This window comes from Tsukamurella sp. TY48 (genome assembly GCF_019656655.1).
GTDB lineage: Bacteria > Actinomycetota > Actinomycetes > Mycobacteriales > Mycobacteriaceae > Tsukamurella > Tsukamurella strandjordii.
On sequence record NZ_BPMV01000001.1, the window covers coordinates 2,830,730 to 2,856,355 of the forward strand.

Annotated in this window: 28 protein-coding genes; 18 read left to right on the forward strand and 10 right to left on the reverse strand. The window is 70.6% G+C overall.

Annotated elements, in window-relative coordinates; genetic code table 11:
* Nucleotides 1-23: 23 nt before the first annotated feature.
* On the reverse strand, nucleotides 24-803 hold the full coding sequence (locus tag TTY48_RS13855) for an LppX_LprAFG lipoprotein (protein ID WP_220658036.1): 780 nt from the start codon (nucleotides 801-803) through the stop codon (nucleotides 24-26).
* A gap of 307 nt (nucleotides 804-1,110) precedes the next feature.
* Here TTY48_RS13855 and sucC point away from each other — a divergent pair, with 307 nt between their 5' ends.
* Together sucC and sucD are read left to right on the forward strand one after the other, a co-directional pair.
* Entirely contained in the window at nucleotides 1,111-2,274 is a 1,164-nt protein-coding gene (gene sucC, locus TTY48_RS13860; protein ID WP_220658037.1) for an ADP-forming succinate--CoA ligase subunit beta, read from the forward strand.
* Nucleotides 2,275-2,290: 16 nt separating this feature from the next.
* Nucleotides 2,291-3,193, forward strand: a complete 903-nt coding sequence (gene sucD / locus TTY48_RS13865; protein WP_220658038.1) for a succinate--CoA ligase subunit alpha — start codon at nucleotides 2,291-2,293, stop codon at nucleotides 3,191-3,193.
* Between the two features lie 73 nt (nucleotides 3,194-3,266).
* On the opposite strand, the gene TTY48_RS13870 is transcribed toward sucD, so the two are convergent.
* Entirely contained in the window at nucleotides 3,267-4,478 is a 1,212-nt protein-coding gene (locus TTY48_RS13870) for an MFS transporter (protein ID WP_220658039.1), read from the reverse strand.
* Nucleotides 4,479-4,552: 74 nt separating this feature from the next.
* On the opposite strand from TTY48_RS13870, the gene TTY48_RS13875 reads away from it, so the two are divergent.
* The 5 genes from TTY48_RS13875 to purH all read left to right on the forward strand — a co-directional run bounded on the left by TTY48_RS13875 (nucleotide 4,553) and on the right by purH (nucleotide 10,353).
* The gene (locus tag TTY48_RS13875) at nucleotides 4,553-5,452 is read left to right on the forward strand and encodes a LysR family transcriptional regulator (RefSeq protein WP_220658040.1); all 900 of its coding nucleotides are present in this window, start codon (nucleotides 4,553-4,555) and stop codon (nucleotides 5,450-5,452) included.
* 58 nt (nucleotides 5,453-5,510) lie between these two features.
* Nucleotides 5,511-6,584, forward strand: coding sequence for a DUF5336 domain-containing protein (locus TTY48_RS13880; RefSeq protein WP_220658041.1), 1,074 nt, complete (start codon nucleotides 5,511-5,513; stop codon nucleotides 6,582-6,584).
* Nucleotides 6,585-6,641: 57 nt separating this feature from the next.
* Nucleotides 6,642-8,114, forward strand: a complete 1,473-nt coding sequence (locus tag TTY48_RS13885; protein ID WP_220658042.1) for a DUF6350 family protein — start codon at nucleotides 6,642-6,644, stop codon at nucleotides 8,112-8,114.
* Between the two features lie 83 nt (nucleotides 8,115-8,197).
* Nucleotides 8,198-8,812, forward strand: a complete 615-nt coding sequence (purN, locus tag TTY48_RS13890) for a phosphoribosylglycinamide formyltransferase (protein WP_220658585.1) — start codon at nucleotides 8,198-8,200, stop codon at nucleotides 8,810-8,812.
* Entirely contained in the window at nucleotides 8,809-10,353 is a 1,545-nt protein-coding gene (gene purH / locus TTY48_RS13895; protein ID WP_220658043.1) for a bifunctional phosphoribosylaminoimidazolecarboxamide formyltransferase/IMP cyclohydrolase, read from the forward strand. The genes purN and purH overlap by 4 nt, the downstream gene beginning before the upstream one ends.
* Before the next feature lie 99 nt (nucleotides 10,354-10,452).
* Here the strand turns inward: purH and TTY48_RS13900 are convergent, their stop codons facing one another.
* Complete coding sequence (locus tag TTY48_RS13900; RefSeq protein WP_220658044.1) at nucleotides 10,453-10,788, reverse strand: helix-turn-helix transcriptional regulator; 336 nt, start codon at nucleotides 10,786-10,788, stop codon at nucleotides 10,453-10,455.
* Between the two features lie 16 nt (nucleotides 10,789-10,804).
* Between TTY48_RS13900 and TTY48_RS13905 the strand changes: the two genes are divergently transcribed.
* The 4 genes from TTY48_RS13905 to TTY48_RS13920 all read left to right on the forward strand — a co-directional run bounded on the left by TTY48_RS13905 (nucleotide 10,805) and on the right by TTY48_RS13920 (nucleotide 15,669).
* Nucleotides 10,805-11,272, forward strand: coding sequence for an SRPBCC domain-containing protein (locus tag TTY48_RS13905; protein WP_220658045.1), 468 nt, complete (start codon nucleotides 10,805-10,807; stop codon nucleotides 11,270-11,272).
* Nucleotides 11,273-11,315: 43 nt separating this feature from the next.
* On the forward strand, nucleotides 11,316-12,179 hold the full coding sequence (locus TTY48_RS13910; protein ID WP_220658046.1) for a hypothetical protein: 864 nt from the start codon (nucleotides 11,316-11,318) through the stop codon (nucleotides 12,177-12,179).
* An 87-nt stretch (nucleotides 12,180-12,266) separates the two neighbouring features.
* Complete coding sequence (locus TTY48_RS13915; RefSeq protein ID WP_220658047.1) at nucleotides 12,267-13,703, forward strand: sigma 54-interacting transcriptional regulator; 1,437 nt, start codon at nucleotides 12,267-12,269, stop codon at nucleotides 13,701-13,703.
* Entirely contained in the window at nucleotides 13,696-15,669 is a 1,974-nt protein-coding gene (locus tag TTY48_RS13920; RefSeq protein ID WP_220658048.1) for a VWA domain-containing protein, read from the forward strand. The genes TTY48_RS13915 and TTY48_RS13920 overlap by 8 nt, the downstream gene beginning before the upstream one ends.
* On the opposite strand, the gene TTY48_RS13925 is transcribed toward TTY48_RS13920, so the two are convergent.
* The 7 genes from TTY48_RS13925 to rpmB form a co-directional block, all read right to left on the reverse strand.
* On the reverse strand, nucleotides 15,670-16,272 hold the full coding sequence (locus TTY48_RS13925; RefSeq protein WP_220658049.1) for a DUF1707 domain-containing protein: 603 nt from the start codon (nucleotides 16,270-16,272) through the stop codon (nucleotides 15,670-15,672).
* A 41-nt stretch (nucleotides 16,273-16,313) separates the two neighbouring features.
* Nucleotides 16,314-17,378 carry a hypothetical protein gene (locus TTY48_RS13930; protein WP_220658050.1) on the reverse strand — a complete coding sequence of 355 codons (1,065 nt, stop codon included), beginning with the start codon at nucleotides 17,376-17,378 and terminating at the stop codon, nucleotides 16,314-16,316.
* Between the two features lie 135 nt (nucleotides 17,379-17,513).
* On the reverse strand, nucleotides 17,514-18,443 hold the full coding sequence (locus TTY48_RS13935) for an AEC family transporter (protein WP_220658051.1): 930 nt from the start codon (nucleotides 18,441-18,443) through the stop codon (nucleotides 17,514-17,516).
* 95 nt (nucleotides 18,444-18,538) lie between these two features.
* Nucleotides 18,539-18,769 carry a 30S ribosomal protein S18 gene (gene rpsR / locus TTY48_RS13940; protein WP_220658052.1) on the reverse strand — a complete coding sequence of 77 codons (231 nt, stop codon included), beginning with the start codon at nucleotides 18,767-18,769 and terminating at the stop codon, nucleotides 18,539-18,541.
* Nucleotides 18,770-18,773: 4 nt separating this feature from the next.
* Nucleotides 18,774-19,079, reverse strand: a complete 306-nt coding sequence (gene rpsN, locus TTY48_RS13945) for a 30S ribosomal protein S14 (RefSeq protein WP_013127878.1) — start codon at nucleotides 19,077-19,079, stop codon at nucleotides 18,774-18,776.
* Complete coding sequence (gene rpmG, locus TTY48_RS13950; RefSeq protein ID WP_220658053.1) at nucleotides 19,079-19,243, reverse strand: 50S ribosomal protein L33; 165 nt, start codon at nucleotides 19,241-19,243, stop codon at nucleotides 19,079-19,081. Before rpmG ends, rpsN begins: the two co-directional genes overlap by 1 nt.
* Nucleotides 19,243-19,479, reverse strand: a complete 237-nt coding sequence (rpmB, locus tag TTY48_RS13955) for a 50S ribosomal protein L28 (RefSeq protein ID WP_220658054.1) — start codon at nucleotides 19,477-19,479, stop codon at nucleotides 19,243-19,245. The genes rpmG and rpmB overlap by 1 nt, the downstream gene beginning before the upstream one ends.
* A 46-nt stretch (nucleotides 19,480-19,525) precedes the next feature.
* Here rpmB and mrf point away from each other — a divergent pair, with 46 nt between their 5' ends.
* From mrf to TTY48_RS13990, 7 genes are all read left to right on the forward strand, one after another.
* Entirely contained in the window at nucleotides 19,526-20,743 is a 1,218-nt protein-coding gene (gene mrf / locus TTY48_RS13960) for a ribosome hibernation factor-recruiting GTPase MRF (protein WP_220658055.1), read from the forward strand.
* Nucleotides 20,740-21,003, forward strand: coding sequence for a type B 50S ribosomal protein L31 (locus TTY48_RS13965; RefSeq protein WP_220658056.1), 264 nt, complete (start codon nucleotides 20,740-20,742; stop codon nucleotides 21,001-21,003). The genes mrf and TTY48_RS13965 overlap by 4 nt, the downstream gene beginning before the upstream one ends.
* An 80-nt stretch (nucleotides 21,004-21,083) precedes the next feature.
* Complete coding sequence (rpmF, locus tag TTY48_RS13970; protein WP_013127873.1) at nucleotides 21,084-21,257, forward strand: 50S ribosomal protein L32; 174 nt, start codon at nucleotides 21,084-21,086, stop codon at nucleotides 21,255-21,257.
* An 84-nt stretch (nucleotides 21,258-21,341) separates the two neighbouring features.
* Nucleotides 21,342-22,010 (forward strand): trimeric intracellular cation channel family protein, encoded by a 669-nt coding sequence (locus tag TTY48_RS13975; RefSeq protein ID WP_220658057.1) that lies wholly within the window; start codon nucleotides 21,342-21,344, stop codon nucleotides 22,008-22,010.
* Nucleotides 22,011-22,079: 69 nt separating this feature from the next.
* Nucleotides 22,080-22,766 (forward strand): response regulator transcription factor, encoded by a 687-nt coding sequence (locus tag TTY48_RS13980; protein WP_220658058.1) that lies wholly within the window; start codon nucleotides 22,080-22,082, stop codon nucleotides 22,764-22,766.
* Between the two features lie 67 nt (nucleotides 22,767-22,833).
* Nucleotides 22,834-24,270 (forward strand): HAMP domain-containing sensor histidine kinase, encoded by a 1,437-nt coding sequence (locus tag TTY48_RS13985; protein ID WP_220658059.1) that lies wholly within the window; start codon nucleotides 22,834-22,836, stop codon nucleotides 24,268-24,270.
* Between the two features lie 85 nt (nucleotides 24,271-24,355).
* Nucleotides 24,356-25,624: a S1C family serine protease gene (locus tag TTY48_RS13990; RefSeq protein WP_220658060.1), complete on the forward strand. Its 1,269-nt coding sequence runs from the start codon at nucleotides 24,356-24,358 to the stop codon at nucleotides 25,622-25,624.
* The last annotated feature ends 2 nt before the right edge of the window (nucleotides 25,625-25,626 follow it).

Sequence of the window (25,626 nt, forward strand, 5' to 3'; positions counted from 1 at the left end):
CCTTCCGGGGGAGTGTTCTGAGATCAGTTGCCGTCGAGGGACTTCTGTTCGCCACCCTCGGCGGGGGCGGCAGGGGCCACGTCGGGCTTGGTGACGGTCACCTTCTCGCCCCACTTCGAGAAGGTCAGCGCGAGCGTCGCGTCCTGCACCGGGATCACGGAGATGCGCACCACCTGGTGATCGCCGCTCGGCTGGATCCACACGGTGGTGCCCACCTCGGTGTTCGCGCCGCCCGTGGTCACGCGCGATCCGCTGATCGCCGCGATATCGGATGCGGGAACGGTGCCGGTGATCTTCTCGGTCTTCTGCCCGTCGATCGTCTCGCTGCCCGCCGACCTCGGATTCTTGAGCTTGGCCAGAATGTTCGGGATGCCCTTGGCGGGATCGAAGAGCGCGGTCACGTCGTAGATCGAATCGCCCTGGCCGTAGTCGGTGTACGCGCCGCCCGTCAGATCGGCGTACATGCGGCCGTCGATGAAGACGAACTTCGCCTCCACCGTGCCGCCCACGTTCACCCTCGCCGTGCCCTTCGCCGCGACGGACGGCTTGTTCTGCAGATCGCCGCTCACCTTCGTCACCGGAAGGTCCGGGATCGTGCCGGTGGTGGCGAGCTCGAAGTGCGCACTCGCGACGTTCTTCGAGGCGTCGGTGGCGCTCGTGACCAATCCGGCGGCGTCGACGGCGGACGCCGCGGCACTGGTCTCTGAGCCCGTTCCGCCGCCCTTATCGGAGCATCCGGTCAGGGTGACGGTGAGCGCGAGCGCGGCGGCCGCGGCGATCACTGTGGGGCGGGACGACTTCATGGGTGCGATCTCCTCGTAGTTCGATGGGAGAACTGTCGGCCAGGGCCCTTAACCGGGGCTTGCGTCCGCCTGAACCGGCACCGTTCCCGCAGGTTGTCGCCGCTGCCGGCGGAACCTACTCACCGGTAGCATCGGGACCGAGATAACCGCAGGTCATGCCCCATCGAAGGTCCGGATCGTCCACCTCGGTCAGTGAGATACGCCATTTGCAACGGGTCCCCGTCAGCGCTGATCGGGCGGGGCATAGAGTCGAACGCGGACCCGTGCGAATGCGGGTGGACCGAGTAACCAGACAGATGGTGAGCTGATGGATCTCTTCGAATACCAGGCGAAGGAACTGTTCGCTAAGCACGGTGTGCCAACCACGCCGGGCCGAGTGACGGACACCGCCGCTGATGCACGCGCAATTGCTGAGGAAATCGGCAAGCCCGTGATGATCAAGGCGCAGGTGAAGGTGGGCGGCCGCGGCAAGGCCGGCGGCGTGAAGTACGCCCCCGCCGCCGACGACGCGCAGACCCATGCGGAGAACATCCTGGGTCTGGACATCAAGGGCCATGTGGTGAAGAAGCTCCTGGTGGCCGAGGCCAGCGATATCGCGGAGGAGTACTACATCTCCTTCCTGCTCGATCGCGCGAACCGCACCCACCTCGCGATGTGCTCCGTCGAGGGCGGCGTCGAGATCGAGGTCACCGCCGAGGAGAACCCCGACGCGCTCGCCAAGGTCGCCATCGACGCGACCAAGGGCGTCGACCTGGCGCTGGCGCGCGAGATCGCCGAGAAGGGCAAGCTGCCCGCCGAGGTGCTCGACGCCGCGGCCGTGACCATCCAGAAGCTCTGGGAGGTCTACGTCGGCGAGGACGCCACCCTGGTGGAGGTCAACCCGCTGGTGCGCACCCCCGACGACCAGATCCTCGCCCTCGACGGCAAGGTGACGCTCGACGAGAACGCCGACTTCCGGCACCCCGATCACCTCGTCTTCGAGGACACCGGCGCCACCGACCCGCTCGAGGTCAAGGCGAAGAAGCACGACCTCAACTACGTCAAGCTCGACGGACAGGTCGGCATCATCGGCAACGGCGCGGGCCTGGTCATGTCGACCCTCGACGTGGTCGCCTACGCGGGCGAGAACCACGGCGGCGTCAAGCCCGCCAACTTCCTCGACATCGGCGGCGGCGCCTCGGCCGAGGTCATGGCCGCGGGCCTCGACGTGATCCTCGGTGACGAGCAGGTCAAGAGCGTCTTCGTGAACGTCTTCGGCGGCATCACCGCGTGCGACGCGGTGGCCAACGGCATCGTCGGCGCCCTGAAGACCCTCGGCGAATCGGCCTCCAAGCCGCTCGTCGTGCGCCTCGACGGGAACAAGGTCGAGGAGGGCCGGGCGATCCTGGCCGCCGCGAACCACCCGCTGGTGACGCTGGCGCAGACCATGGACGAAGGCGCCGACAAGGCCGCCGAGCTGGCGAACAAGTAAGGGAGACAACGACAACATGGCTATCTTCCTGACCAAGGACAACAAGGTCATCGTCCAGGGCATCACCGGCGGCGAGGGCACCAAGCACACCGCCCTCATGCTCAAGGCCGGCACCAACGTGGTCGGCGGCGTCAACGCGCGCAAGGCCGGCACCACCGTCTCGCACACCGACAAGGATGGCAACGCCATCGAGCTGCCCGTCTTCGGATCGGTCGCCGAGGCCATCGAGAAGACCGGCGCGGACGTCTCCATCGCGTTCGTGCCCCCGGCCTTCTCCAAGGACGCCATCGTCGAGGCCATCGACGCCGAGATCCCGCTGCTCGTGGTGATCACAGAGGGCATCCCGGTGCAGGACTCCGCGTACGCGTGGGCCTACAACGTGGACAAGGGCCGCAAGACCCGGATCATCGGCCCGAACTGCCCCGGCATCATCACCCCGGGCGAGGCGCTGGTGGGCATCACCCCGGCCAACATCACCGGTACCGGCCCCGTCGGCCTGGTGTCCAAGTCGGGCACCCTGACCTACCAGATGATGTACGAGCTGCGCGATTTCGGCTTCTCGACCGCCATCGGCATCGGCGGCGACCCGGTGATCGGCACCACCCACATCGACGCGATCGAGGCCTTCGAGAAGGACCCCGAGACCAAGGTGATCGTGATGATCGGCGAGATCGGCGGCGACGCCGAGGAGCGTGCCGCCGAGTACATCAAGGCGAACGTCACCAAGCCCGTCGTGGGCTACGTGGCCGGCTTCACCGCCCCCGAGGGCAAGACCATGGGCCACGCCGGCGCCATCGTCTCCGGCTCCTCGGGCACCGCGCAGGCCAAGAAGGAGGCCCTCGAGGCCGCCGGCGTCAAGGTGGGCAAGACCCCCTCCGAGACCGCCGCTCTCGCCCGCGAGATCCTGCAGTCGCTGTAACGCACGGCAATTCGGTCCACGGCCCCGTCGTCCTCGCGGACGGCGGGGCCGTCCCGTTTCCAGGCGGCGTTTTCTAGGCGGTGTGCTCGACGCTCCGGAACACCAGGTACAGCACGAGCGCCGCCGCGGCCAGCCCCGCGCCGAGCAGGCAGGCGCCCGTCCACCCGGCGATCGGCCACAGCGCCGCCGTCGCCGCGGAGCCCAGCGTGCCACCCAGGAAGAACGTGCCCATGAACACGGCGTTGATCCGACCGCGCGCCTGCGGCCGCAGCGAGAAGACCACCGCCTGCGAGGAATTCAGCGCGGCCTGCTGCCCGATCCCCATGAGGACCAGGCCCACGATCAGCGCCGGCAGGCCGATGGCGCCCGCCGCGGGAATCATGACCAACCACGCCGCTGACTGCACCGCCAGACCGCCCGCGGTGATCCGCGCGCCGTGGCCGCGGTCCACGAACCGCCCGATCGTCGGGCCCGAGAGCGCGCCCACGGCGCCCAGCAGACCGACCGCGCCGATCGCCGCCGGCGTCCAGCCGAACCGTTGGCCCGCCAGGAGGAACGTGACCGCCGCGCCCTGCACCATGAACGATGCCAGCGCCAAGCCGATCAGCACCGACCGCAGTCGCAGCACGGGCAGCTCGCGGATCAGTCCTGCCATCGACGCCAGCAGCGCGCGGTAGCCCGACGGGGTGAGGCCCGGCCGACCCGGATCGTGCCGGGGGAGCGCCCGCGCCAGGGCCGCGGTCACCAGGACGATCGCCCCCGCCAGCACCAGGTACGGCGTGCGCCACCCGGACAGGTCCGAGAGCACGCCCGAGAGGAAGCGGCTCACCACGGTGCCCAGCACCAGTCCGCTCATCACGATGCCCACCGCGCGGGCCTGATGCTCCGGACCCGCGAGCTCGGCCGCGTACGGCACGATCACCTGCGCGCCCACGGAGGTCACCGCCGCCACCGTCGCCGCGATCAACAGCACCGTGCCCGACGGTGCCGCGCCCGCCGCCACCAACGCCGCGGCGGTGATGAGCAGGAGCGTGAGCGCCAGCGGGCGCCGCCGCACCGCATCCGCCATCGGCACCAGCAGCACCAGTCCCACCGCGTATCCGGCCTGGGCGGCGGTCACGAGCAGGCCCGCCGCGGTCTCGGACATGCCGAGGCGTTCCTGCAGCAGGCCGAGGATCGGATGGGCGAGGTAGTTCCCGGCGACGGACAGTCCCGTCGCGAGGGCCATGAGGCGCAGCAGTCCGGAGCGGGAGGCGGTGGGCGCTGCGGTGGAGGTCGTGGTCACCTCATCGACTATCGTCGGCCGCAAGCGATGAGTACAACACATGGTTGAGATCGAATGATCGATGGGATTGATCGATGGAGCTGCAGCAACTCCGCTACGTGATCGCCACCGCCGAGACCCTGAACTTCACCCGCGCCGCGGAGCGGTGCCACGTGGTGCAATCCGCGCTCAGCCACCAGATCGCCGCCCTCGAACGCGAGCTCGGGGCGCGGCTGTTCGACCGCACCAACCGCTCCGTCCGGCTCACCGCAGCGGGGGAGGCCTTCCTCCCGCAGGCGCGCGCCGCGCTGGCCGCCACCGAACGCGCCGTCGACGAGGTGGCCTCCACACTCGGCAGTGTGCGGGGCACCGTGACCGTCGGCATGATCCCCACCTTCACCGCCTTCGACGTGGTCGAGGTGCTGCGCCAGTACCGGTGCGCCCACCCCGACGCGGCCGTGCGCGTGCGCAGCGGGCCCAGCGAGGACCTCATCGACGAGGTGCGGCGCGGCACGCTCGATCTGGCCCTCCTCGGTGTGCCCGAGGGCTTCTCCACCGCCGGGGTGATCGCCCGGAGACTCCGATTCGAGCGCCTCGTGCTGGTCGCGCCTGCCGCGCGGGGCCTCGTCGGGCCGCTGACCCTGGCCGATGTCGCCGACGAGCCCTTCGCCGACTACCCGGCCGGCGGTGCCGGACGCGCCGAGACCGACCTCGCCTTCGCCGCCGCCGGGGTGCAGCGGTCCGTGCCCTTCGAGGTGGACCGCTCCGAGACCATGCTCGCGCTGATCGCAGCCGGCCTGTGCGTGGGCACGGCCGCACCCGACACCGTGCCCGACGATGCCGCCCTCGCCGCCGTGCCGCTCGTCGACGGTCCGACCCGCACCCAGTACCTCGTGCATTCGAAGCTGCTCAGTCCGGCGGCGCGGGCGCTGCTGTCGATCGTCGACCGAACTCTCAGTGAAGTGAACCACAGAACGGTCGGAGATGGTGTATAGGGTGGTGACGTACTGGTCCCCGCGGGGGCCGATGTCGACCGTTCGGGGAGATGACTTCATGACCTATTCAGGCGGATACGGGCAGCAGCCGGGCCAGGGGGGCTACGGCCAGCAGCCCGGACAGCCGGCACAGGGCGGTTACGGCCAGCCCGATTACGGCCAGCAGCAGGGCCAGGGCGGTTACGGCCAGCCCGCGCCCCAGGGCGGCTACGGCCAGCCCGGCTACGGTCAGCAGCAGGGCGGCTACGGTCAGCCCGCGCCGCAGGGTTACGGCCAGGCGCCGCAGGGCTACGGCCAGGGCTACCCGCAGCAGGGCTACGGCCAGCAGTACGGCGGCTACCAGCAGCAGGCCCCCGCCGCCCCGGCGAAGCCGATCGACCTGGCGCTGGTGCTGTCCATCACCACCGCCGCGCTCGGTGTCATCACCTTCCTGCTCGGCTTCCTTCCGTTCGCTGAGGGCTATGACCGCAGTGGCAGCGTGGTGAATGCCAACGCCTTCGAGCTAGCTATCGGCGGCCCGATCGTGGCACTTGCACTTCTCCTCGCCGGCGGCATCTCCGCGGGCCTCAGCCTGATCTCCAAGGGCAACACCGGCCGCACCCCGGCGGCGGCCCTTGCGATCGCGGGCTTCCTCGTGCTGCTGTTCGGCCTGTTCGTGTGGGAAAGCCTGGCCTACGGCTTCTGGATCGTCCTGGTCTTCGCGCTGCTGACCGCCGTGGCCGCCACCGTGCTGGTGCTGGTCGACTCGGGCATCATCACCAACCCGGCCGACGCCGCCAAGGATGCCGACGCGACCGCCGCCGACGCCTCGGCTCCCGCCACCGCCGCCACCCCGGCCGCCACCGACTCGAGCCAGGCGCAGGCCCCCACCTCGTCGCCGTCGCAGCCGGCCGCGCAGTGGCCCAGCTACGGCAGCAGCTACCAGCCCAGCTCGACCCCGTCGAGCCAGGCCCCGGCCGCCTCGGGCTACCCGGCGCCGCCCGCGGCACCGTCGAACCCGGGCGCCTCGGCCTCGAGCGACGACGTGACCACCGCGTTCACGCCCAGCACCCAGTCCTTCGGCTCGCCGGCCGCGCCCACCCACGGTGCGCACTCGGTCGAGGGCGAAGACAAGCCGGGCCAGCAGAACTGACCCCGGCGCGGCGCGCCTGAACCGCCGTCGGCCGCTCTGATGACAGAGTGGATTGCGATGACGGATTCAGCGCGCGCCGCCGGGTCGGGCTCGAGCGAGACCCGGCCGCTGTTCGTCGTGGCCTTCGGGCCCTCGCTCATCACGCTCGCGTCGGCCCTCGTGGTCGGCGCGATCGTGCTTCTCAGCTCCTCCACCGGCCTCGGCGCGCTGGTCCCCACCGTCGCCGGGCTGTGGCTCGCGGTGCACCAGGTGCCCGTGACCATCAGCGACATCACGCTCGGTGTGCTCCCGCTGGTCCCCACCATCGCCCTCGTCTGGGGCGTCGCCCGCGCCGCGCAACGGGCCGGGGGCGAGGGCCGCAGCCTGTCGGACCTGCGCTCGCTGCTGCTGTGCGCCATCGCCGGACCGGCCCTGTTCACCGCCATCGCGCTCGCCGTCATCAACGACGCCGCCGGCCGGTTCACCATCGCCACCCCGCCGCCGCTCACCGCCTTCCTGTGCACCGTGGCCGTGCACCTCGGCGGCGCGCTGCTGGGCCTGGCCCCCGCCTACTGGCCCGCCGTCTCCCGCTACCTCGGGCTGCCCGGGTGGTTCGCCGACTGCGCCCGGATGGCCGGTCGCGCCCTGGCGACCTTCTTCGCCGTCGGACTCGTCATCGTGGTGGTGCGCCTGATCTGGCAGTGGCAGACCGTCTTCGAGCTCGTCCGCTCCGGCAACGACGCGGTGGGGATGATCGCCCTCGTGCTGCTCTCGCTGCTGTACCTGCCGAACGCGGTGATCGCGGCCGCCGCCCTGCCGCTGGGTGTGGGCGTGCAGCTGGGCCCCATCTCGATGAGCCTGTTCTCCGCCGCCCCGGGTCGCGCGCCGGGCGTGCCGATCCTGGCGGTGCTGCCGCAGAGCGACGCTCCCTGGTACCTGATGCTCCTGCTCGTCGTGCCCGCCGCCGTCGCGGTCCAGGTGGGCCGACGGTGCGCCGCCCGCTCGCTCGACCTCGGGCCCACCGTGGCCTCCGTGACCACCACGGCGGCGCTCACCGCCGTCGGCTTCACCGCCGCCGCCTTCGCCGCCGGCGGGGAACTGGGCGGCTTCGGATACGCCGGGGCCGATCTGCCACAGCTCTTCGGCTTCACCTTCGCCTGGATCGCGCTGATCGGCGTGCTCTCCGCGCTCGTGCTGCAACAGTTCGGCGACTCCCGCCTGGTGCGCGCCGCCCGCAGGGCCGAGGACGAGGCCGCATCGGGCTACACCACCTACGCCGACGAGGCCGATGTCGTCGACGAGAAGACGGCCGCCGCCGAGACCGTCGAGATCGTGCCCGCCGACCGCGAGGAACACGAGGTGACCGAGGAGCTCACCGTCGACCCCGGTGCCGCACCTGCGCGCCCGGACGACGCCGACACCGGCGACTTCGACGCCCTCGCCGAGCAGCCGACGAGCCCCGTGCGCCCGGTCCGCACCACCCGGACCCCGAACCGCGACCGCGCCGTCTCGGACGTCGAGGAGCTCGACAGCTACACCTTCGGTCAGTAGCGCGAAGCGACGGCGTTAGGCTGAAGCCGCATCGTCCCCCTTGCGAGGAGAACATCCTGACCACGCCCAGCCCCACCGTGGTGGTGCCGCCGTGCGCGCCGGCGCGGATCGTCGTGCTGGCCTCCGGCACCGGCTCGCTGCTCGAGGCGCTGCTCGCGGCGTCCGCGGAGGAGGGCTACCCCGGTTCGGTGGTGGGCGTCGTGGCCGATCGCACCTGCCGCGCGCTGACGGTGGCCGACGAGGCCGGCGTGCCCAGCGCCGAGGTGCCGCTGCCCGCCTACGACGACCGGGCCGCGTGGGACGCCGCGCTGACCGCCGCAGTCGCCGAACTGGATCCCCACCTCGTGGTGGCCGCGGGCTTCATGAAGATCCTGGGCCCGCAGTTCCTCGCGGCGTTCGGCGGACGGGTGATCAACGCGCACCCCGCCCTGCTCCCGGCCTTCCCCGGCGCCCATGCCGTGCCCGCCGCGCTGGAGCACGGCGTCAAACTCACCGGTTCCACCGTGCACCTGGTGGATGCGGGCCTCGACACCGGCCCGATCCTCGCCCAGCGTGCCGTCCCGGTGGAGCCGGGGGACACCGAACAGACCCTCCACGAACGCATCAAGATCGTTGAGCGGCGCCTCCTCACCGAGGTGGTCGCCGCGGTGGCCGCAAGCGGTTACCGCACGGACGGACGAAAGGTCACGATTTCATGAGCAACATCCCCATCAAGCGCGCTCTGATCAGCGTGTACGACAAGTCGGGACTGGTGGAACTCGCCACCGGCCTGGCACAGGCGGGGGTGGAGATCGTCTCGACCGGTTCGACGGCGCGCGTCATCGCCGACGCCGGCGTGCCCGTGACCCGCGTCGAGGAGGTGACCGGCTTCCCCGAGTGCCTCGACGGCCGGGTCAAGACGCTGCACCCGAAGATCCACGCCGGCATCCTCGCCGACACCCGGCTGCCCGAGCACCTCGAACAGCTCCGCGAGCTGGATGTGAAGAAGTTCGAGCTGGTGGTGGTGAACCTCTACCCGTTCAGCGACACCGTCGCCTCCGGCGCCACCGAGGACGAGTGCATCGAGCAGATCGACATCGGCGGACCGTCGATGGTGCGCGGCGCGGCGAAGAACCACCCCTCCGTGACCGTGGTGGTCTCGCCCGACGACTACACGGCCGTCACCGACCGCGCGCGCAGCGGATTCTCCCTGGAGGAGCGCAAGCAGTTCGCCGCGAAGGCCTTCCGGCACACCGCCGACTACGACGTGGCCGTCGCCTCGTACCTGACCTCTGTGGTGGCTCCCGAGCCCGACACCGCCTTCCCCGCATGGATGGGCGGCACCTGGACCCGCGATGCGGTGCTCCGCTACGGCGAGAACCCGCACCAGGGTGCGGCGCTGTACGTCAACGACTCCGGCACCGGGCTGGCGCAGGCGCAGCAGCTGCACGGCAAGGAGATGAGCTACAACAACTACACCGACGGTGACGCCGCGTGGCGCGCCGCCTACGACTTCCGCGAGCCGGCCGTGGCGATCATCAAGCACGCCAACCCGTGTGGCATCGCGATCGGCAAGGACGTGGCGCAGGCCCACCGCAAGGCGCACGCCTGCGATCCGGTGTCCGCGTACGGCGGCGTGATCGCCGCCAACCGCGAGGTGAGCCTGGAGATGGCCGAGCAGGTCTCGGAGATCTTCACCGAGGTGATCATCGCCCCCGGCTACGCCGACGGTGCGCTCGCGGTCCTGCAGCGCAAGAAGAACATCCGCGTGCTGCTCGCCGAGCCGCCCGTGCTGGCGACGGAGATCAAGCAGATCACCGGCGGCCTGCTGGTCCAGAACTCCGATGCGATCGACGCCGAGGGCGACGATCCCGCGAACTGGACCCTGGCCACCGGCGAGCCCGCCGACGAGGCCACCCTCGCCGATCTCGAATTCGCCTGGCGCGCCTGCCGTGCCGTGAAGTCGAACGCGATCCTGCTGGCCTCGCGCGGCGCGTCCGTGGGTGTGGGTATGGGGCAGGTGAACCGCGTCGATTCCGCGCAGCTCGCCGTGAAGCGTGCGGGTGACCGCGTGCTGGGTTCGGTGGCGGCGTCCGACGCCTTCTTCCCGTTCCCCGACGGCCCGCAGATCCTCATCGACGCCGGCGTCAAGGCGATCGTGCAGCCCGGTGGTTCCATCCGCGACAAGGAGGTCGTCGAGGCGGCCGCGGAGGCCGGGGTCACGATGTACTTCACCGGAACCCGCCACTTCTTCCACTGATCTTCTTCCACTGATCTTCGTGCACTGATCAGGCTGTGGCGAACGCCCCCGGGACGGATCTCGTCCCGGGGGCGTTCGCGTGTCCGCTCGCCCGGCGGCTCAGTCGCGGGCGAGGTCGTCGAGCAGGGAGACGGCGGCGCGGGCGTAATCGCCGATCCAGCGGTCGTGGATGCGTTTGATGGGGACCGGGGCGAGGGTGAGGTGCCGTTCGCGGCCCACTTTGCGGCCGATCACCAGCTCGGCCCGCTCCAACACCCGCAGGTGCTGCAGCACGGTGGTGCGGTCGAGGTCGGGGAACTGCGCACACAGCTCGCCGGTGGTGCGGGGGGATTCCTTGAGCACGTCCAGCATCCGGCGGCGAGTGCCGTTGGCGAGCGCCTTGAAGACGAGATCGTCGGCGTCGTCGATCTCGCCCTTGCGGCCGTCGGTAGACATGTTGTAGTTTTATCACATGTCCGAACTCAAGGAACTCACCTTCACCGTCTCCGGCTACGTGTCGCGCCCCACCGCGCAGGTCTACGAGGCCGTCGCCGATCCGGAGCAGCTCTCCCACTACTTCACCACCGGCGGCGCCCGCGGCCGGCTGGAGTCGAACACCGAAGTCACCTGGGATTTCGCCGATTTCCCCGGCGCCTTCCCGGTCCAGGTGGTCGAGGCCACCCCGCACAGCAGGATCGTGATCCGCTGGGACGCGGAGGCCGCTGCCGCCGCCGACGGGCACACCACCACGACCTTCGAATTCGCCCCGATCGACGACGACACCCGCACCCTGGTCACCATCACCGAATCGGCGTGGACCGCCACCGAGGACGGCGCCAAGAGCGCCTTCGGCAACTGCATGGGCTGGACCGGCATGCTCGCCGCGATGAAGGCCTGGGTCGAGCACGGCATCAACCTGCGCGAGGGCTTCTACAAGTAACCCGCCATCGACATCCGGCCCGCGCCCTGACAGTGTGAAGGGCATGTCGGACACCGCAGTCGCCCTCGCCCGCCGCGCGTACGAGACCGTGGAGCCCTTCCACGTGGTCGCCTACTTCAACCCGGGCATCAACGACGCGCTGCGCGACCTCGGCATCGACCCGCAGTCCTTCTACGTGGGCGCCCGCGCCGCACCGATCGGCGAGGCGAACGCGGCGGTGATCACCGCCGCCTTCTACAACTTCGCGCCCGCCCTGATCGAGAAGTCCTGGCGCGTGGCGCGCGACGCCGGACTCGCCGAGATCGACGAACGCCGCTACCGGGTGCTCGACGAGCAGTACCGGCAGATCCTCGCCGGGATCGATCCGGCCGAGATCGCCGCGCTCGCCACCGACTTCGGCGCCCTCGTGGCCGATCTGCCGCTCTCCGGCCGCACCCTCGCCGCGGCCTGGGCCGCCAGCGCGATCCCCGACGAACCGGTGCTCGCCCTGTGGCGCCACATCAGCGTGCTGCGCGAGTGGCGCGGCGACAACCACCTCGCCGAACTCATCCGGCACGGCCTCACCGGCCTCGAGGCCGGCGTCCTGCACGAGGCCGACCTCCCCGACCCGACGGTGCGCCGCCGCGTGATGGGCCGCCGGTTCTTCCGCCTCACCCGCGGCTGGAGCGAGGAGCGGTGGGCCGCCGCCGTCGAGGACCTCACCGCGCGCGGCCTCGTCGAGGGCGGCCCGGAGGACCACCGGCTCACCGCCGAGGGCATGGCCACCTACCTCGACATCGAGGCCGGGACCGACGCGATCAGCGCCACCGCCTTCGGTCCCGATGCCGCCGGCCTCATCGACCGCGTGCGCCCGATCACCAAGGCCGTGATCGACGCCGGCGTGATCCCGGGGACCAAGAAGACCTAGCGGCCGGATTATTCCCGCGGAATCATCGATTTCGCTGCGGGCGTACTCCGTCGAGCGCGCCGCCGTGATCGGCGTAGCGTGGAGCACGTGACTTCCGCACGCACCGAATCACGTTCTGATCGCCCCGCTGATCGCCCCGCTGGGTTTCCCACTGAGTTCCCCGCTACGCTCGGCGAACTGAAGGCCTCCGGCCACGTCTACCGCGGGATCAAGGACGAACTCCGGCACAACCTGCTCACCGCGTTGCGCGCCGACACCGACCCCTGGGACGGCATCCAGGGCTTCGACGACACCGTCATCCCGCAGCTCGAACGCGCCCTCCTGGCCGGCCACGACGTGGTCCTGCTCGGCGAGCGCGGCCAGGGCAAGACCCGCCTGATCCGCACCATCGTCGGCCTGCTCGACGAGTGGACCCCGGTGATCGACGGTGCCGAGCTCGGCGAGCACCCGTACCACCCGATCACCCCCGCCTCGATCCGTCGCGCGCAGGAACTGGGCGACGATCTGCCCGTCGCCTGGAAGCACCGCGACGAGCGGTACTCGGAGAAGCTGGCCACCCCCGACACCTCCGTCGGCGATCTGGTGGGCGATGTGGACCCGGTGAAGGTGGCGCAGGGCCGCAGCCTCGGCGATCCCGAGACCATCCACTTCGGCCTCATCCCGCGGGCGCACCGCGGCATCGTCGCCGTCAACGAGCTGCCCGACCTCGCCGAACGCATCCAGGTGGCGATGCTCAACGTGATGGAGGAGCGCGACATCCAGGTGCGCGGCTACACGCTGCGCCTGCCGCTCGACGTGCTGCTCCTGGCCTCGGCGAACCCCGAGGACTACACCAACCGCGGACGCATCATCACCCCGCTCAAGGACCGCTTCGGCGCCGAGATCCGCACGCACTACCCGCTCGATCTCGAGGACGAGGTGGCCGTGATCGAGCAGGAGGCCGACGTGGTGGCCTCCGTGCCGCAGTACCTCACCGAGGTGCTCGCCCGGTTCACCCGGGCGCTGCGCGAATCCCCGGCCGTCGACCAGCGCTCCGGCGTCTCCGCCCGGTTCGCCATCGCCGCCCAGGAGACCGTGGCCGCCGGCGCCCTGCACCGCGCCGCCGTGGGCGGCGAGGAACTGCCCGTGGCCCGCGTGATCGACCTGCAGACGGTGCCCGATGTGCTGCGCGGCAAGGTCGAGTTCGAGGCCGGCGAAGAGGGCCGCGAGCTGTCGGTGCTGGTGCACCTGCTGCGCCGCGCGGTGGCGGAGACCATCAACGAGTACCTGCTGGGCGTCGACCTCACGCCGCTGGTGGAGGCCATCGACGCCGGAGGACCCATCGTGACCGGCGACGATGTGACCGCCGCCGAGCTCCTGGAGAACCTGCCCGAGGTGCCCGTACTCGCCGAGGTCTACCGCCGCCTCGAAGCCGAAACGCCGGGTGAGCGGGCCGCCGCCGCCGAGTTCGCGCTCGAGGGGCTCTACCTCGCCCGCCGCATCGGCAAGGAGTCCGACGACGACGGGCAGACCGTCTATGGCTAGAGGCTCGCGCAGGCGCCATCTGGCGCAGTACCGGCGGTACACGGGCGGACCCGACCCGCTGGCGCCGCCCGTGGACGTACGCGACGCCCTCGACGAGATCGGCCGCGACGTGATGAACGGCGTCTCGCCGCGACGCGCCCTGCAGGAGTACCTGCGGCGCGGCGGCCAGAACCGCCGCGGCCTCGACAAACTCGCGGAGCTCGCGAACCGGCGCCGCCAGGAGTTGTTGCAGCGCAACAACCTCGGTCAGACCTTCGAGGACATCCGCCAGCTGCTCGACGAGGCCGTACTCGCCGAACGCAAGGAACTCGCCCGCGCGCTCGACGACGACGCCCGCTTCCAGGAGATGCAGATCGACGGTCTGCCGCCCTCGGCCGCGCAGGCCGTCCGCGAGCTCGCCGACTACCCGTGGCGCTCGCCCGAGGCCGCGCAGAAGTACGAACAGATCCGCGATCTGCTCGGCCGCGAGCTCCTCGACCAGCAGTTCTCCGGGATCAAGCAGGCCCTCGAGAACGCCACCGAGGAGGACCGCGCGCAGATCCAGAAGATGCTCGACGACCTGAACACGCTGCTGGACAAGCACAACGCCGGCCAGGCCACACAGGACGACTTCGACGACTTCATGGCCGAACACGGCCAGTACTTCCCGGAGAACCCGCGGAACATCGACGAGCTCATCGATGCCCTCGCCCGGCGCAGCGCCGCCGCGCAGCGGCTCTACAACAGCCTCACGCCGGAGCAGCGCGCCGAACTCGAGGAACTCTCGCAGGCGGCCTTCGGATCTCCGCAGCTGTCCCAGGCCCTCAGCGATCTCACCGGCAAACTGCAGCAGGCCCGCCTCGGCGAGGACTGGAACGGCAGCCAGGAGTTCGAGGGCGATCAGGGCATGGGGCTCGGCGACGCCACCCAGGCCATGCAGGACATCGCCGACCTGGAATCCCTTGCCGAACAACTCAGTCAGCAGCACAACGGCGCCGCCCTCGACGACATCGATCTCGACGCCCTGCAACGCCAGCTCGGCGACGAGGCCGTGGCCGACGCCCGCACCCTCGCGGAACTGGAGAAGGCCCTCAAGGACCAGGGCTACTTCTCCCGCGACCCCGACGGCGCACTACGCCTCTCGCCCAAGGCGATCCGGCAACTCGGACAATCGATCCTGCGGGACGTGGCCAACCGTCTGACCTCCCGCGGCGGCGAACGCAACACCGCCCGCAGCGGCGCCACCGGCGAGGCCACCGGCGCCAGCCGGGAGTGGCGGTTCGGCGATACGGAACCGTGGGACGCCACCCGCACCGTGCTCAACGGCGTCCTGCGCCAGGCCGGGGAAGGGGTGTCGGGACCGATCGCGCTCGATGCCCGAGACATCGAGGTCACCGAGACCGAGGCCCGCAGCCAAGCCGCCGTCGCGCTGCTGGTGGACACCAGCTTCTCCATGGTGATGGAGGGCCGCTGGCTGCCGATGAAACGCACCGCGCTGGCCCTGCACCAACTGATCTCCACCCGGTTCCGCGGCGATAAGCTGGCGCTGATCAGCTTCGGCCGGCACGCCCGCACGCTCACCGTCGACGAGCTCACCGGGCTCGACGGGGTGTACGAGCAGGGCACCAACCTGCACCACGCGCTGATGTTGGCGCAGCAGCACTTCCGCGCCAATCCGAACGCCCAGCCCGTGCTGCTGGTGGTCACCGACGGAGAACCCACCGCGCATCTGGAACGCGACGGCGAGGCCTTCTTCGACTACCCGCCGCACCCGCGGACGCTCGCGATGACGGTGCGCGGACTCGACGCCGCCGCGGCGGCCGGGGCGCAGATCACCGTCTTCCAACTCGGCGACGATCCGGGCCTGACACGATTCCTCGACGCCGTCGTCCGGCGCGTGGGCGGACGCCTCATCTCGCCCGATCTGGAAGGCCTCGGTGCCGCCGTGGTCAGCGACTACCTGGGCAGCCGCCGCCGGCGCGGCTGACTACTTCGTCTTCACCTCGACGCCGCCCCAGAAGGCGAAGCCGGTCACCCGGATCCGGGGACCGGACCCGTCGCCCACGTAGTGCACCTTGTTCTCGAACGAGCCCATGATCGCGAGCCCGTCCACGTCCACCATCGCACCCCGCGGCACGATGATCTCCACACCGCCCATCAGGGCGTAGGCGTTGATCGTCACATCCCGCACCAGGAACGTGGCCTCGCGCAGGTCCAGCCGCACGCCGCCCCAGAACGCCGACGCGGAGTGCTCGGCGCCCACGGCGATCGGCCCGCGCACGTTCGTGCCCGACATCACCGCCAGCTTGTGATCGCCCAACCGGGGCAACCCCTCGGGCGGGATCGCCGGGCCCTGATAGGCAGCAACGGCGGGCGCGGCCGGATTCACCGAGACCGCGGGCAGATCGAGAACGAGGCGGTCGAGGTCCGCGAAGGTGCGGGCCTCGACCGCCTGCTGGGATCGTTCCTCGTACTCGGGAAAGGTGATCTGCCCCTGCCCCAGTGCGTCGGACAGCATGCTGACCACACGGTTGCGATCCTGATCGGACGCCCGAAGGGCGTCGCGCCTCGGCTCGAGTTCGTCGGACATGCCCCAACTGTAGGGGAGAACCGGCGCTCAGCCGGACCGGTTCACAGGAGGCGGCCGACCACCGGGATGCGCTGCAGGAGGCTCTTCTGCTTGCCCTTGTCCTTCGAATCCTTGGCCTTGCCCTCGGCCTTCGCGGCCGGCTTCGCCGACTCCTTCGCGGTGGACTTCCCGCTCGTGGCGGCGGGCTTCGCAGCCGGCTTGGTGTCCTTCTTCGGGGTCACCGAGGCGGGCGCCTTGCCCTGCGCGGCGGCCTCCTTCTGCGCGGCGATCGGGGTGATCTTCGCCTCCGAGGCCTTCACCGGCGTCTTCGCGGCGGCCTTCTTCGCGGGCGCCTTCGCCGGAGCCTTCTTGGCGGCGTTGGACGCGGCGGCCTTGGAAGCGGCAGCCTTGGACGCGACGGCCGACTTCGCGGCGGCAGCCTTCTTGGCCGGGGCCTTCTTCGCGGCGGCGGCCTTGGAGGCGGCGGCGGACTTCACCGCGGTCTTCTTCGCGGCGACCTTCTTGGCCGGCGCCTTCACGGCCTTCTTCGCGGCGGTCCGCTTGGCGGCGGTCCGCTCGGTGACCTTCTCGCCGGCCTTCTCGACCGTCTTCTCCGCGACCTTGCCGGCCACCTTGCTCGCGGCCTTGGCCGTGGTGTCGATGACGGCCTGCTCGGCGCCCTTGGTGGCCTTGGTGACCTTCGCACCCAGGCCGCCGAGGCCGATCAGGGCCCAGTCGTCCTCCCAGCCGGCGACCGCATCGGCGGTCACGGCCAGCGTGGTGGCGGCGGTCAGCGGCTTGCCCGGGTTCTTGCTCTCCCAGGTGGTGGCCAGCTTCTGCACGTGCGCGGCGTAATCCTCGGCCGAGACGAGAGCGATCGGCGCACCGTCGGACAGGTCCACCAGGGCCCACGCGGTGACCGGCGCCTTCGCGACGGTGGCCTCGGTCTTGCGGGCCTGCCAGGCATCGCCATCGGTGCCCTTGACCCGGAGGGTGGTGACGACGTCGCCCGCGATCACGGTGACGTGCGTGATGATGCCCTTCGTCGTGACCTCTGCCTTGCCCCCACGGGACTCGACGGCAGAGACGAACACGTCGACGGCGCGCGCTGCGGCGGTCTTAGCCATGAGTTCTCCTGCGAATGTGCACGCGGCGTAGCGGAATGCGCCGCTGGTGGCCTCATTAACCCATGAGTAGCTTCGCGAACCCAAGTGGAAACCAGCGTCACAGCCCTAATGTGACGGGGTCGTCCGTCACATTCCTCAGGTGAGAAGAACCGCGATCAGCATGATCGCCGGTATCGAGAGGGCCGTCGTGATAAGTCCGGTATCGCGGGCGAGGATCACGCCGCGGTTGTACCGCAGCCCGTAGACCAGCACGTTCTGCGCGGTCGGGAGCGCGGCGGTCACGGTCTGCGCGAACAGGGCATGACCGCTCTGGCCGAAGGCGTACCGCGCCATCGCCCACGCCAGCACCGGCATTGCGATCATCTTGAGCGCGGACGCCAGCGCGATGTCGCGGCGTGGAGCCTGCCCCTTCTGCATCACCGTGACCCCGCCCAGGGAGAGCCCGAAGACGATCAGCGCCATCGGAACCGAGGCGTCGCCGAGCAGCTTCACCGGGCTCATCAACCACTCCGGCGGATGCCACCGGGTGAGCGAGATGACCAGGCCGATCAGGGCGCCCGCGACGATCGGGTTCAGGAGGGGAGTGGCCACCGTCCGCCACAGCGGCTGCCGCGTCCCGCGGCGCTCCGACAGGTCGAGCATGGTGAGCGCGATCGTCGAGAAGATGAGGATCTGGAACAGCAGCAGCGGCGCCACGTAGGAGGTGTCCTTGAGGACGAAGACCGCGATCGGGATGCCCAGGTTCGAGGAGTTCACGTAGCTCGACGCGAGTGCGCCGATGGTGGCATCGCCCATGGTCCGGCGCCAGAAGACGCGCACGATCACGTAGTAGACCGTCGCGATGGCCAGGGCCGATGCCGCGCTCACCGCGAGCCGCGAGCTGAACAGCACCGAGACATCAGTGGTGGCCAGCGCGTGCAGCAGCAGGGCCGGAGTGAGCAGGTAGAACACCAGCAGCGAGAGCTGCCGCTCGGGTTGTTCGCCGAGCACTCCGAGCCGGCCGACGATCCAACCCGCCGCGATGATGATCGCGATCACGGCGAAGCCGGCCAGCACGGAGGTCACGACGATCAAGGCTAGCGCCTCGCGAAACCGCTCTCCTGCGGGCCGATGCGGCCACTATGTCCACGAGTGGTCTGTGGAGAGCAGTTTCGCGACGGTCAGCGGCGCGTGGCGTAGGGGAGCAGGGCCATCTCCCGGGCGTTCTTCACCGCCAGCGCCAGCCGGCGCTGGTCCTGCGGGGAGAGCCGGGTGACGCCACGGCTGCGCAGCTTGCCCTTCTCGTTGAGGAAGGTGCGCAGGTACTGCACGTTCTTGTAGTCCAGTGCTCCCTCGGGGACCTTGACCAGCCCCTTCCGGCCGGCGGTGACGCGGGTCGTGGTGCGCTTCATCGGCTCACCAGCTCGACTTGCGGACGCCGGGCAGCTGACCGTCGTGCGCCATCTGCCGCACCCGCACCCGGGACAGGCCGAACTTGCGCAGATGCCCGCGCGGGCGGCCGTCGGCGGCATCGCGGTTGCGCACGCGCGTGGCCGAACTGTCGCGCGGGAGCTTGGCCAGCGCGGAGACCGCCGCGGCCCGGGCGTCGGGATCGGTGGACGGATGCGCGATCACGCGCTTGAGCTCGGCCCGCCGCTGCGCGTACCGCGCGACGAGCTCCTTGCGCCGTTCGTTCTTCGCGATCTTCGCCGTGGTGGCCATCAGCGCTCCTCGCGGAAGTCGACGTGGGTACGGGCGATCGGGTCGTACTTGCGCAGCACCATCCGGTCGGGATCGTTGCGGCGGTTCTTGCGGGTCACGTAGGTGTACCCGGTGCCGGCGGTGGACTTGAGTTTGATGATCGGTCGGATCTCGTTGCGGGCCATTACAGCTTCTCCCCTCGGCGTTGGATGTCGGCGACCACGGCGTCGATGCCGCGGCGGTCGATGGTCTTGATGCCCTTCGCGGACACCCGGAGCGTGACCGTGCGCCCGAGCGACGGCACGTAGTAGCGGCGGCGCTGGATGTTCGGGTCCCAGCGGCGGTTCGTGCGCACGTGACTGTGCGAGACCCGCTTGCCGAAGCCGGGTGCGCGACCCGTGACCTGGCAGTGTGCGGACATGATTCTCCTTCTTGCGAATGGTTGTCGATAAGGTAACGTACTAGAAATGGGAATCATTTCCAATAGAACTCCGGTCCTGCTCCTGACCGGCTTCGGCGGACAGGAGCGCGCGCTCGAACTCGCCGAACCCGGCACCGTCGTGGTGCACCACGACCTGTCCGGCCTGCGCCAGGGGATGGTCGTGCGCACCGAGAGCACCGTCCGGCCCGACGGGGTCGCCGAGGAGCGGGTCGCGCTCCTGGAACTCGCGCACGGCTGCGTCTCCTGCACGCTCCGCGAAGACCTGCTGCCGCTGCTGCGGGCGCTGCACCGTCGATCCGGCGTGCGCCGCATCGTGATCCGCCTCGACCCCACGCTCGAGGCCGAGGCGCTGATCGACGCGATCGAGCACGTGATCGTCGACATGGTGGGCGAGATCCCCGGACCCGCCGCCCGCGATGTCGAGGTGACCGGCGTGATCGGCTTCGTCGACGGCGCCACCTGGCTCGACGACGCCCTCGGCGAGGAGGATCTGGAGGAGCGCTTCGCCGTGGTCGACGGTGACGAGCGCACCGTCGCGCAGCTCGCCGTCGGGCACGCCGCCCACGCCGACCTGCTGGTGGTGACCGGCGACAGCCCCGACCCGGCCCGCCTGCGCGCGGTGCTCCGGCGGCTCGCGCCGGGCGCGCCGATCGCCCGCGAGCGGGTCCCGCTGGACCGCCTCGTGGACCGCCTGCCCGCGCGGCGCCCCGTCCCCGGACCGTTCGACCCGCTGCTGCTCGGCTGCCCGCCGCTCGAACCCGACGGGGACGTGCGCATCGTCGAATTCGTCGCGCGCCGGCCGATGCACCCGGGCCGGTTCCACGAGGCCATCGACGCGCTGCTCGACGGGGTGGTCCAGGCCCGCGGCCGGATCTGGCTCGCCACCCGGGATCACGACGCGCTGTGGCTGGAGTCCGCGGGCTCCGGACTGCGCGTGGGCCCCGCCGGACGGTGGCTCGCCGCCGGGGGAGCGGGATCCCCCGAGCGCTGGGCGATGGCCTCCGCCGCCTGGGACCCGGAGTTCGGCGACCGCGCGACCAACCTCGTCGCCCTGCTCGCCGGCGCCGAACCCGACCGCGTCCTGGAGATGCTGCGCTGGGCGGAGCTCACCGAACGCGAACTCGCCGCCGGACCGTCGGCCTGGGCCGGCTGGCCCGATCCGTTCGGCGACCTGCACGAGGACCCGTGTGAAGACCTCGCCCCGGGCGTCCGCCCGGAGGCTGATCAGGAGGAGATGAAATGAAGCAGGGAATCCACCCCGAATACCGCCCGGTCGCCTTCCGCGACGCCTCGACCGGGAAGGTCTTCCTCACCCGCAGTACCGCGACCTCGGACCGCACCGTCGAGGTCGACGGGGTCACCTATCCTCTGATCGTGGTGGACGTGACCGCCGATTCGCACCCCATGTGGACCGGCACCCAGCGGGTGGTCGACACCGCCGGCCGGGTGCAGAAGTTCCAGGAGAAGTACGCACGTTTTGGCGGGCGGGCCGCTGCACGGTAGACTTCAGTGCTTGTGACGTTGGAAGCTCGCTGAGAGCTCGCGTCGGAGAAGCTCTAACGTCAAGACCGATAGGAAGAATCATGGCTGTACCGAAGCGTCGTATGTCGCGGGCGAACACGCATGCCCGTCGCTCGCAGTGGAAGGCGAACAACCCCGAGCTGCAGGCCGTGCAGGTCGGCGGTCGCACCCACCTGGTGCCGCGCCGCCTCGTGCGCGCCGCCAAGCTGGGCCTGGTCGATCTCGACCGCCGCTAAGCAGAACTGACCGCGAGAGCGGGTCGGCCCTCGAGGCCGGCCCGCTCTCGAGGTCTATCCGGGTCCATTCCCTAGGGGTCTGACGTGTTGCTCGCCGTGTTGAACTACGCGGGGATCGCGGTCTTCGCCGCGTCCGGCGCGCTGATCGGCGTGCGCAAGCGCCTGGACCTGTTCGGCGTGTGGACGGTGGCCGCGCTCACCGGCGTCGGCGGCGGTGTGGCCCGCGACGTGCTGCTCGGCATCCACCCGCCCGCCTCCTTCCAGGGCTGGCAGAACCTCACGGTCGCCACGGTGGCGGCGGCCTTCGTCTTCGTATTCCACCCGCAGTTCGGGCGGCTGAAGAACTCCGTGCTCGTGCTCGACGCGATCGGCATGGGCGTCTTCGCCGCCACCGGCGCGCTCACCGCGCTGCACAACGACGCCAGCCCCTTCGCCGCCGCCCTCATCGGCATCACCACGGCCCTCGGCGGCGGTGTGCTGCGCGACATACTCGTCAACGAGGTGCCGCTGCTCATCCAGGAGCGCGACCTCTACGCCATCCCGGCCCTCGCCGGTGCCTTCGCCACCGTGCTCGCCTCCCACTGGGGCGCCACCGACGCCCGCTCCCTGGTCGTGGGCAGCGTCCTGGCCTCGGGCTTCCGGCTGCTCGCGCTGTGGCAGGGCTGGCGGGTACCGGTCGCCCCGGAGGACGTGGCCGGACGATTCGCGCGCAGTTGCCGGCGCGGTCTGCGGCTCGGCCGGCGGGACGACTGAGCCCGTTTCGCTCTCAGCGCAAGCACCCCCTAAGGGAATTCACACCCGGATTGGGTAAGACTGGTGGTTATGCGGATTCTGGTGGTCGACGATGACCGTGCGGTGCGCGAGTCGCTGCGGCGCTCGCTGACCTTCAACGGATACCAGGTGGACACCGCCGTCGACGGGCAGGACGCGTTGGATCACATCGCGAGCAACCGGCCGGACGCGCTGGTGCTCGACCTGAACATGCCCCGCCTCGACGGCCTCGAGGTGTGCCGGCGGCTGCGCAGCGCGGGCGACGATCTGCCGATCCTCGTGCTCACCGCGCGCGACGGTGTGAGCGACCGGGTCAGCGGCCTCGACGCGGGAGCGGACGACTACCTGCCCAAGCCCTTCGCGCTGGAGGAGCTCCTGGCCCGGATGCGTGCGCTGCTCCGCCGCGCCGTGCCCGATACCGGCTCCGACAACGAGGTGCTGCGCTTCGAGGACCTCACGCTGGACCCCGCCACCCGCGAGGTGAGCCGCGGCGACCGGTCGATCAGCCTCACCCGCACCGAGTTCAGCCTGCTCGAGATGCTCATGAGCAACCCGCGCCGGGTGCTCACCCGCAGCCGCATCCTCGAGGAGGTGTGGGGTTACGACTTCCCCACCTCGGGCAACGCGCTGGAGGTGTACGTGGGGTACCTGCGCCGCAAGACCGAGGCCGACGGTGAGCCGCGCCTGATCCACACCGTCCGGGGCGTCGGCTACGTCCTGCGCGAGACCCCGCCGTGACGGCGGGACGTCCGGGGGAGTGACCGTGCCCCGGCAACAACGCACGGACCCGCGCGAGCGGCGGCCCATGCGTGATCCCAACCCGGTCACGCGCAATGTCAGCTTCCGCTGGCGGGTGACCCTGCTGGCCGCCGCGGTGGTGGGCGTCGCCGTGGCCGTCATGGCCGCCTCGGCCTTCTTCGTGGTGAAGCGGGCCATGTACGCCGACGTCGACGACCGGCTGCATCAGCAGATGGACTCGGTGGCGCCTGCGATGAGTACGCCCGTCACCCAGTTCACCACCGTGATGATGATGCTCATGTTCCGCCCGGACATGTCGGTGAACCGGACCATGGTGGTCTACCCCGACGGCACGCCGTACCACTCGGGTGCGGTGCCGGTGGGCGATGCCGAGCAGAAGGTGATCGAGGGACGCGCCTCGGAATCGCTGCGCTCCGTGGGCGACGACCGGGTGATGGCGCGCCGCCTCGACAACGGCGTCACCATCCTGCTGGCCGAGGACCTGACCCCCACGAAGAAGCTGCTCAGCGAGCTCGCCACCGTGCTCATCGTGGTGGGCGCCTGCGGGGTGGTCTTGGCCGCGGTCACGGGCACGGCCGTCGCACGCGGCGGCCTCAGACCCGTGCAGCGGCTCACCGAGGCCGCGGAGCGGGTGGCCAAGACCGATGATCTGACACCCATCCCGGTGACCGGCCGCGACGAGTTGGCGCGGCTCACCACCAGCTTCAATACGATGCTGCAGGCCCTCGCCGACTCCCGGGACCGACAATCGAGGCTGGTGGCGGACGCGGGGCACGAGCTCCGCACGCCGCTCACCAGCCTGCGCACCAATGTCGAGCTGCTCATCGCCGCGAACCGTCCCGGCGCGCCGCCGATCCCCGAGGAGGACGTCAAGGAGCTCACCGACGACGTCATCGCTCAGGTCGAGGAGTTGACCACGCTGGTCGGCGATCTCGTGGACCTCGCCCGGGAGGACGCGCCCGAGGCGGTCAACGAGGAGGTCGATCTCGACGAGGTGCTGCAGAAGGCGGTCGAGCGCGTCGAGCGGCGCCGCCCCGAGGTGACGATCGAGGTCGACAGCGCGCCCTGGCACGTCTACGGCGATCACGGCGGGCTCAGCCGCGCGGTGATCAACGTGCTCGACAACGCCGCGAAGTTCTCGCCGGACGGTTCCACGGTGCGGGTGCGGCTCGCCGACACCGGTGTCGATCGCGCGGCGCTCACCGTCTCCGACAGTGGACCCGGCATCCCCGAGGAGGATCGCGAGCTGGTCTTCGAGCGGTTCTACCGGTCGATGGCGAGCCGGTCGATGCCCGGGTCCGGGCTCGGTCTGGCGATCGTCAAGCAGGTCGTCGAGCGGCACGGTGGCAGCGTGACCGTGGGGGCGTCGGAGTCCGGGGGCGCGGAGATCCGGCTCGAACTGCCGGGCAGTCCGGTGGCGGGCGGCCGTGCCCCGCAGGTGGTGCCGCGGGAATCGCGGTTGCCGCTCTGGCGCGGTCGGTGATCCGAGCCGAACCGTCACCTGGCTCACAGCGACTTCACAGCCTGCCCCGGCATCGTGGGTCCCAGTCGAAAAGGAGGCTCCCGCCATGACCGAGGGTCCGCAGAATCCCTACCAGCCGGGGAACACTCCCGGCGGGCAGCCCGGGTATCCCGGGCAGCAGCCGGGGCAGCCGGCCGTGCCGGGGCAGCAGCCCGGCTACGCGCCGACGCAGCAGTACCCGTACGGCCCGGGCCAGCCCGGTGTCGGCCCGGTGGCGGTGGCGCCGCGTCCGGCGTCCTCGCGTCCCAGTGTGGGGGCTCTGACCGCGATCGGCGTGGCCATCGCGCTGGTGGCCTCGTTGCTGTCGGTGACGGGCGCGTACCTGGTGTGGGGCGGCGGCGATGCGGCGAAACCCGGTTCGTCGGTGTCGAATTCCGCGCCGGCGCCGAAGGGCTCGGTCCAGGAGGTCGCGCAGACGGTGATCCCCACCGTGGTGTCGATCGACAACAAGGCGGCCACCACCGAATCGTCCGGTTCGGGTGTGGTGATCAGTGCCGACGGCAAGATCGTGACCAACAACCATGTGATCGCCGGGACCGGCGCCGCCCTCACGGTGACCTTCTCCGACGGCTCCACGAGCAGCGCCACGGTGGTCGGTGCCGACCCCGTGACCGACCTCGCCGTGATCCAGACCAGCAAGCGCGATCTCAAGCCCATCGTCTTCGGTGACAGCGGCAAGTTGGCGGTCGGTCAGGACGTGGTGGCCGTGGGCGCGCCGTTGGGTCTGGCGGGCACCGTGACCAACGGCATCGTCTCCGCGCTCAACCGCCCGGTGGCCACTAGCGGCCGCGATTCCGACGAGGCCACTGTGGTCAACTCCGTGCAGACCGATGCCGCGATCAACCCCGGCAACTCCGGTGGCGCGCTCGTGGACATGCAGGGGCAGCTGGTGGGCGTGAACTCGGCCATCGCCTCGCTCGGCGCGTCGCGGTCCGGCGGGCAGCAGTCCGGCAGCATCGGCCTCGGCTTCGCGATCCCGTCCGAGCTGGTCAAGCGGATCACGCAGGAGCTGATCTCGACGGGCAGGGCCACGCACGCGGCGGTCGGTGTGCGGGTGCAGCAGCAGCAGACTTCGGCCGCGGAGCCGGGTGCGGTGGTCTCCGATGTCTCGCCGACGGGGGCCTTCGGCCGTGCGGGCATCCCGCAGGGCGCGCGGGTCACCAAGATCGACTCGCTCCAGATCGCCGACGGGATCGGTCTGATCGGGGCGGTGCGGTCGTACCCGCCCGGGGCTACTGTGACCATCACGTACGTGACGCAGGGGAGCGCCTCCCCGGTCACCACACAGGTGACGCTCGACAAGTTGGATCGATGAGT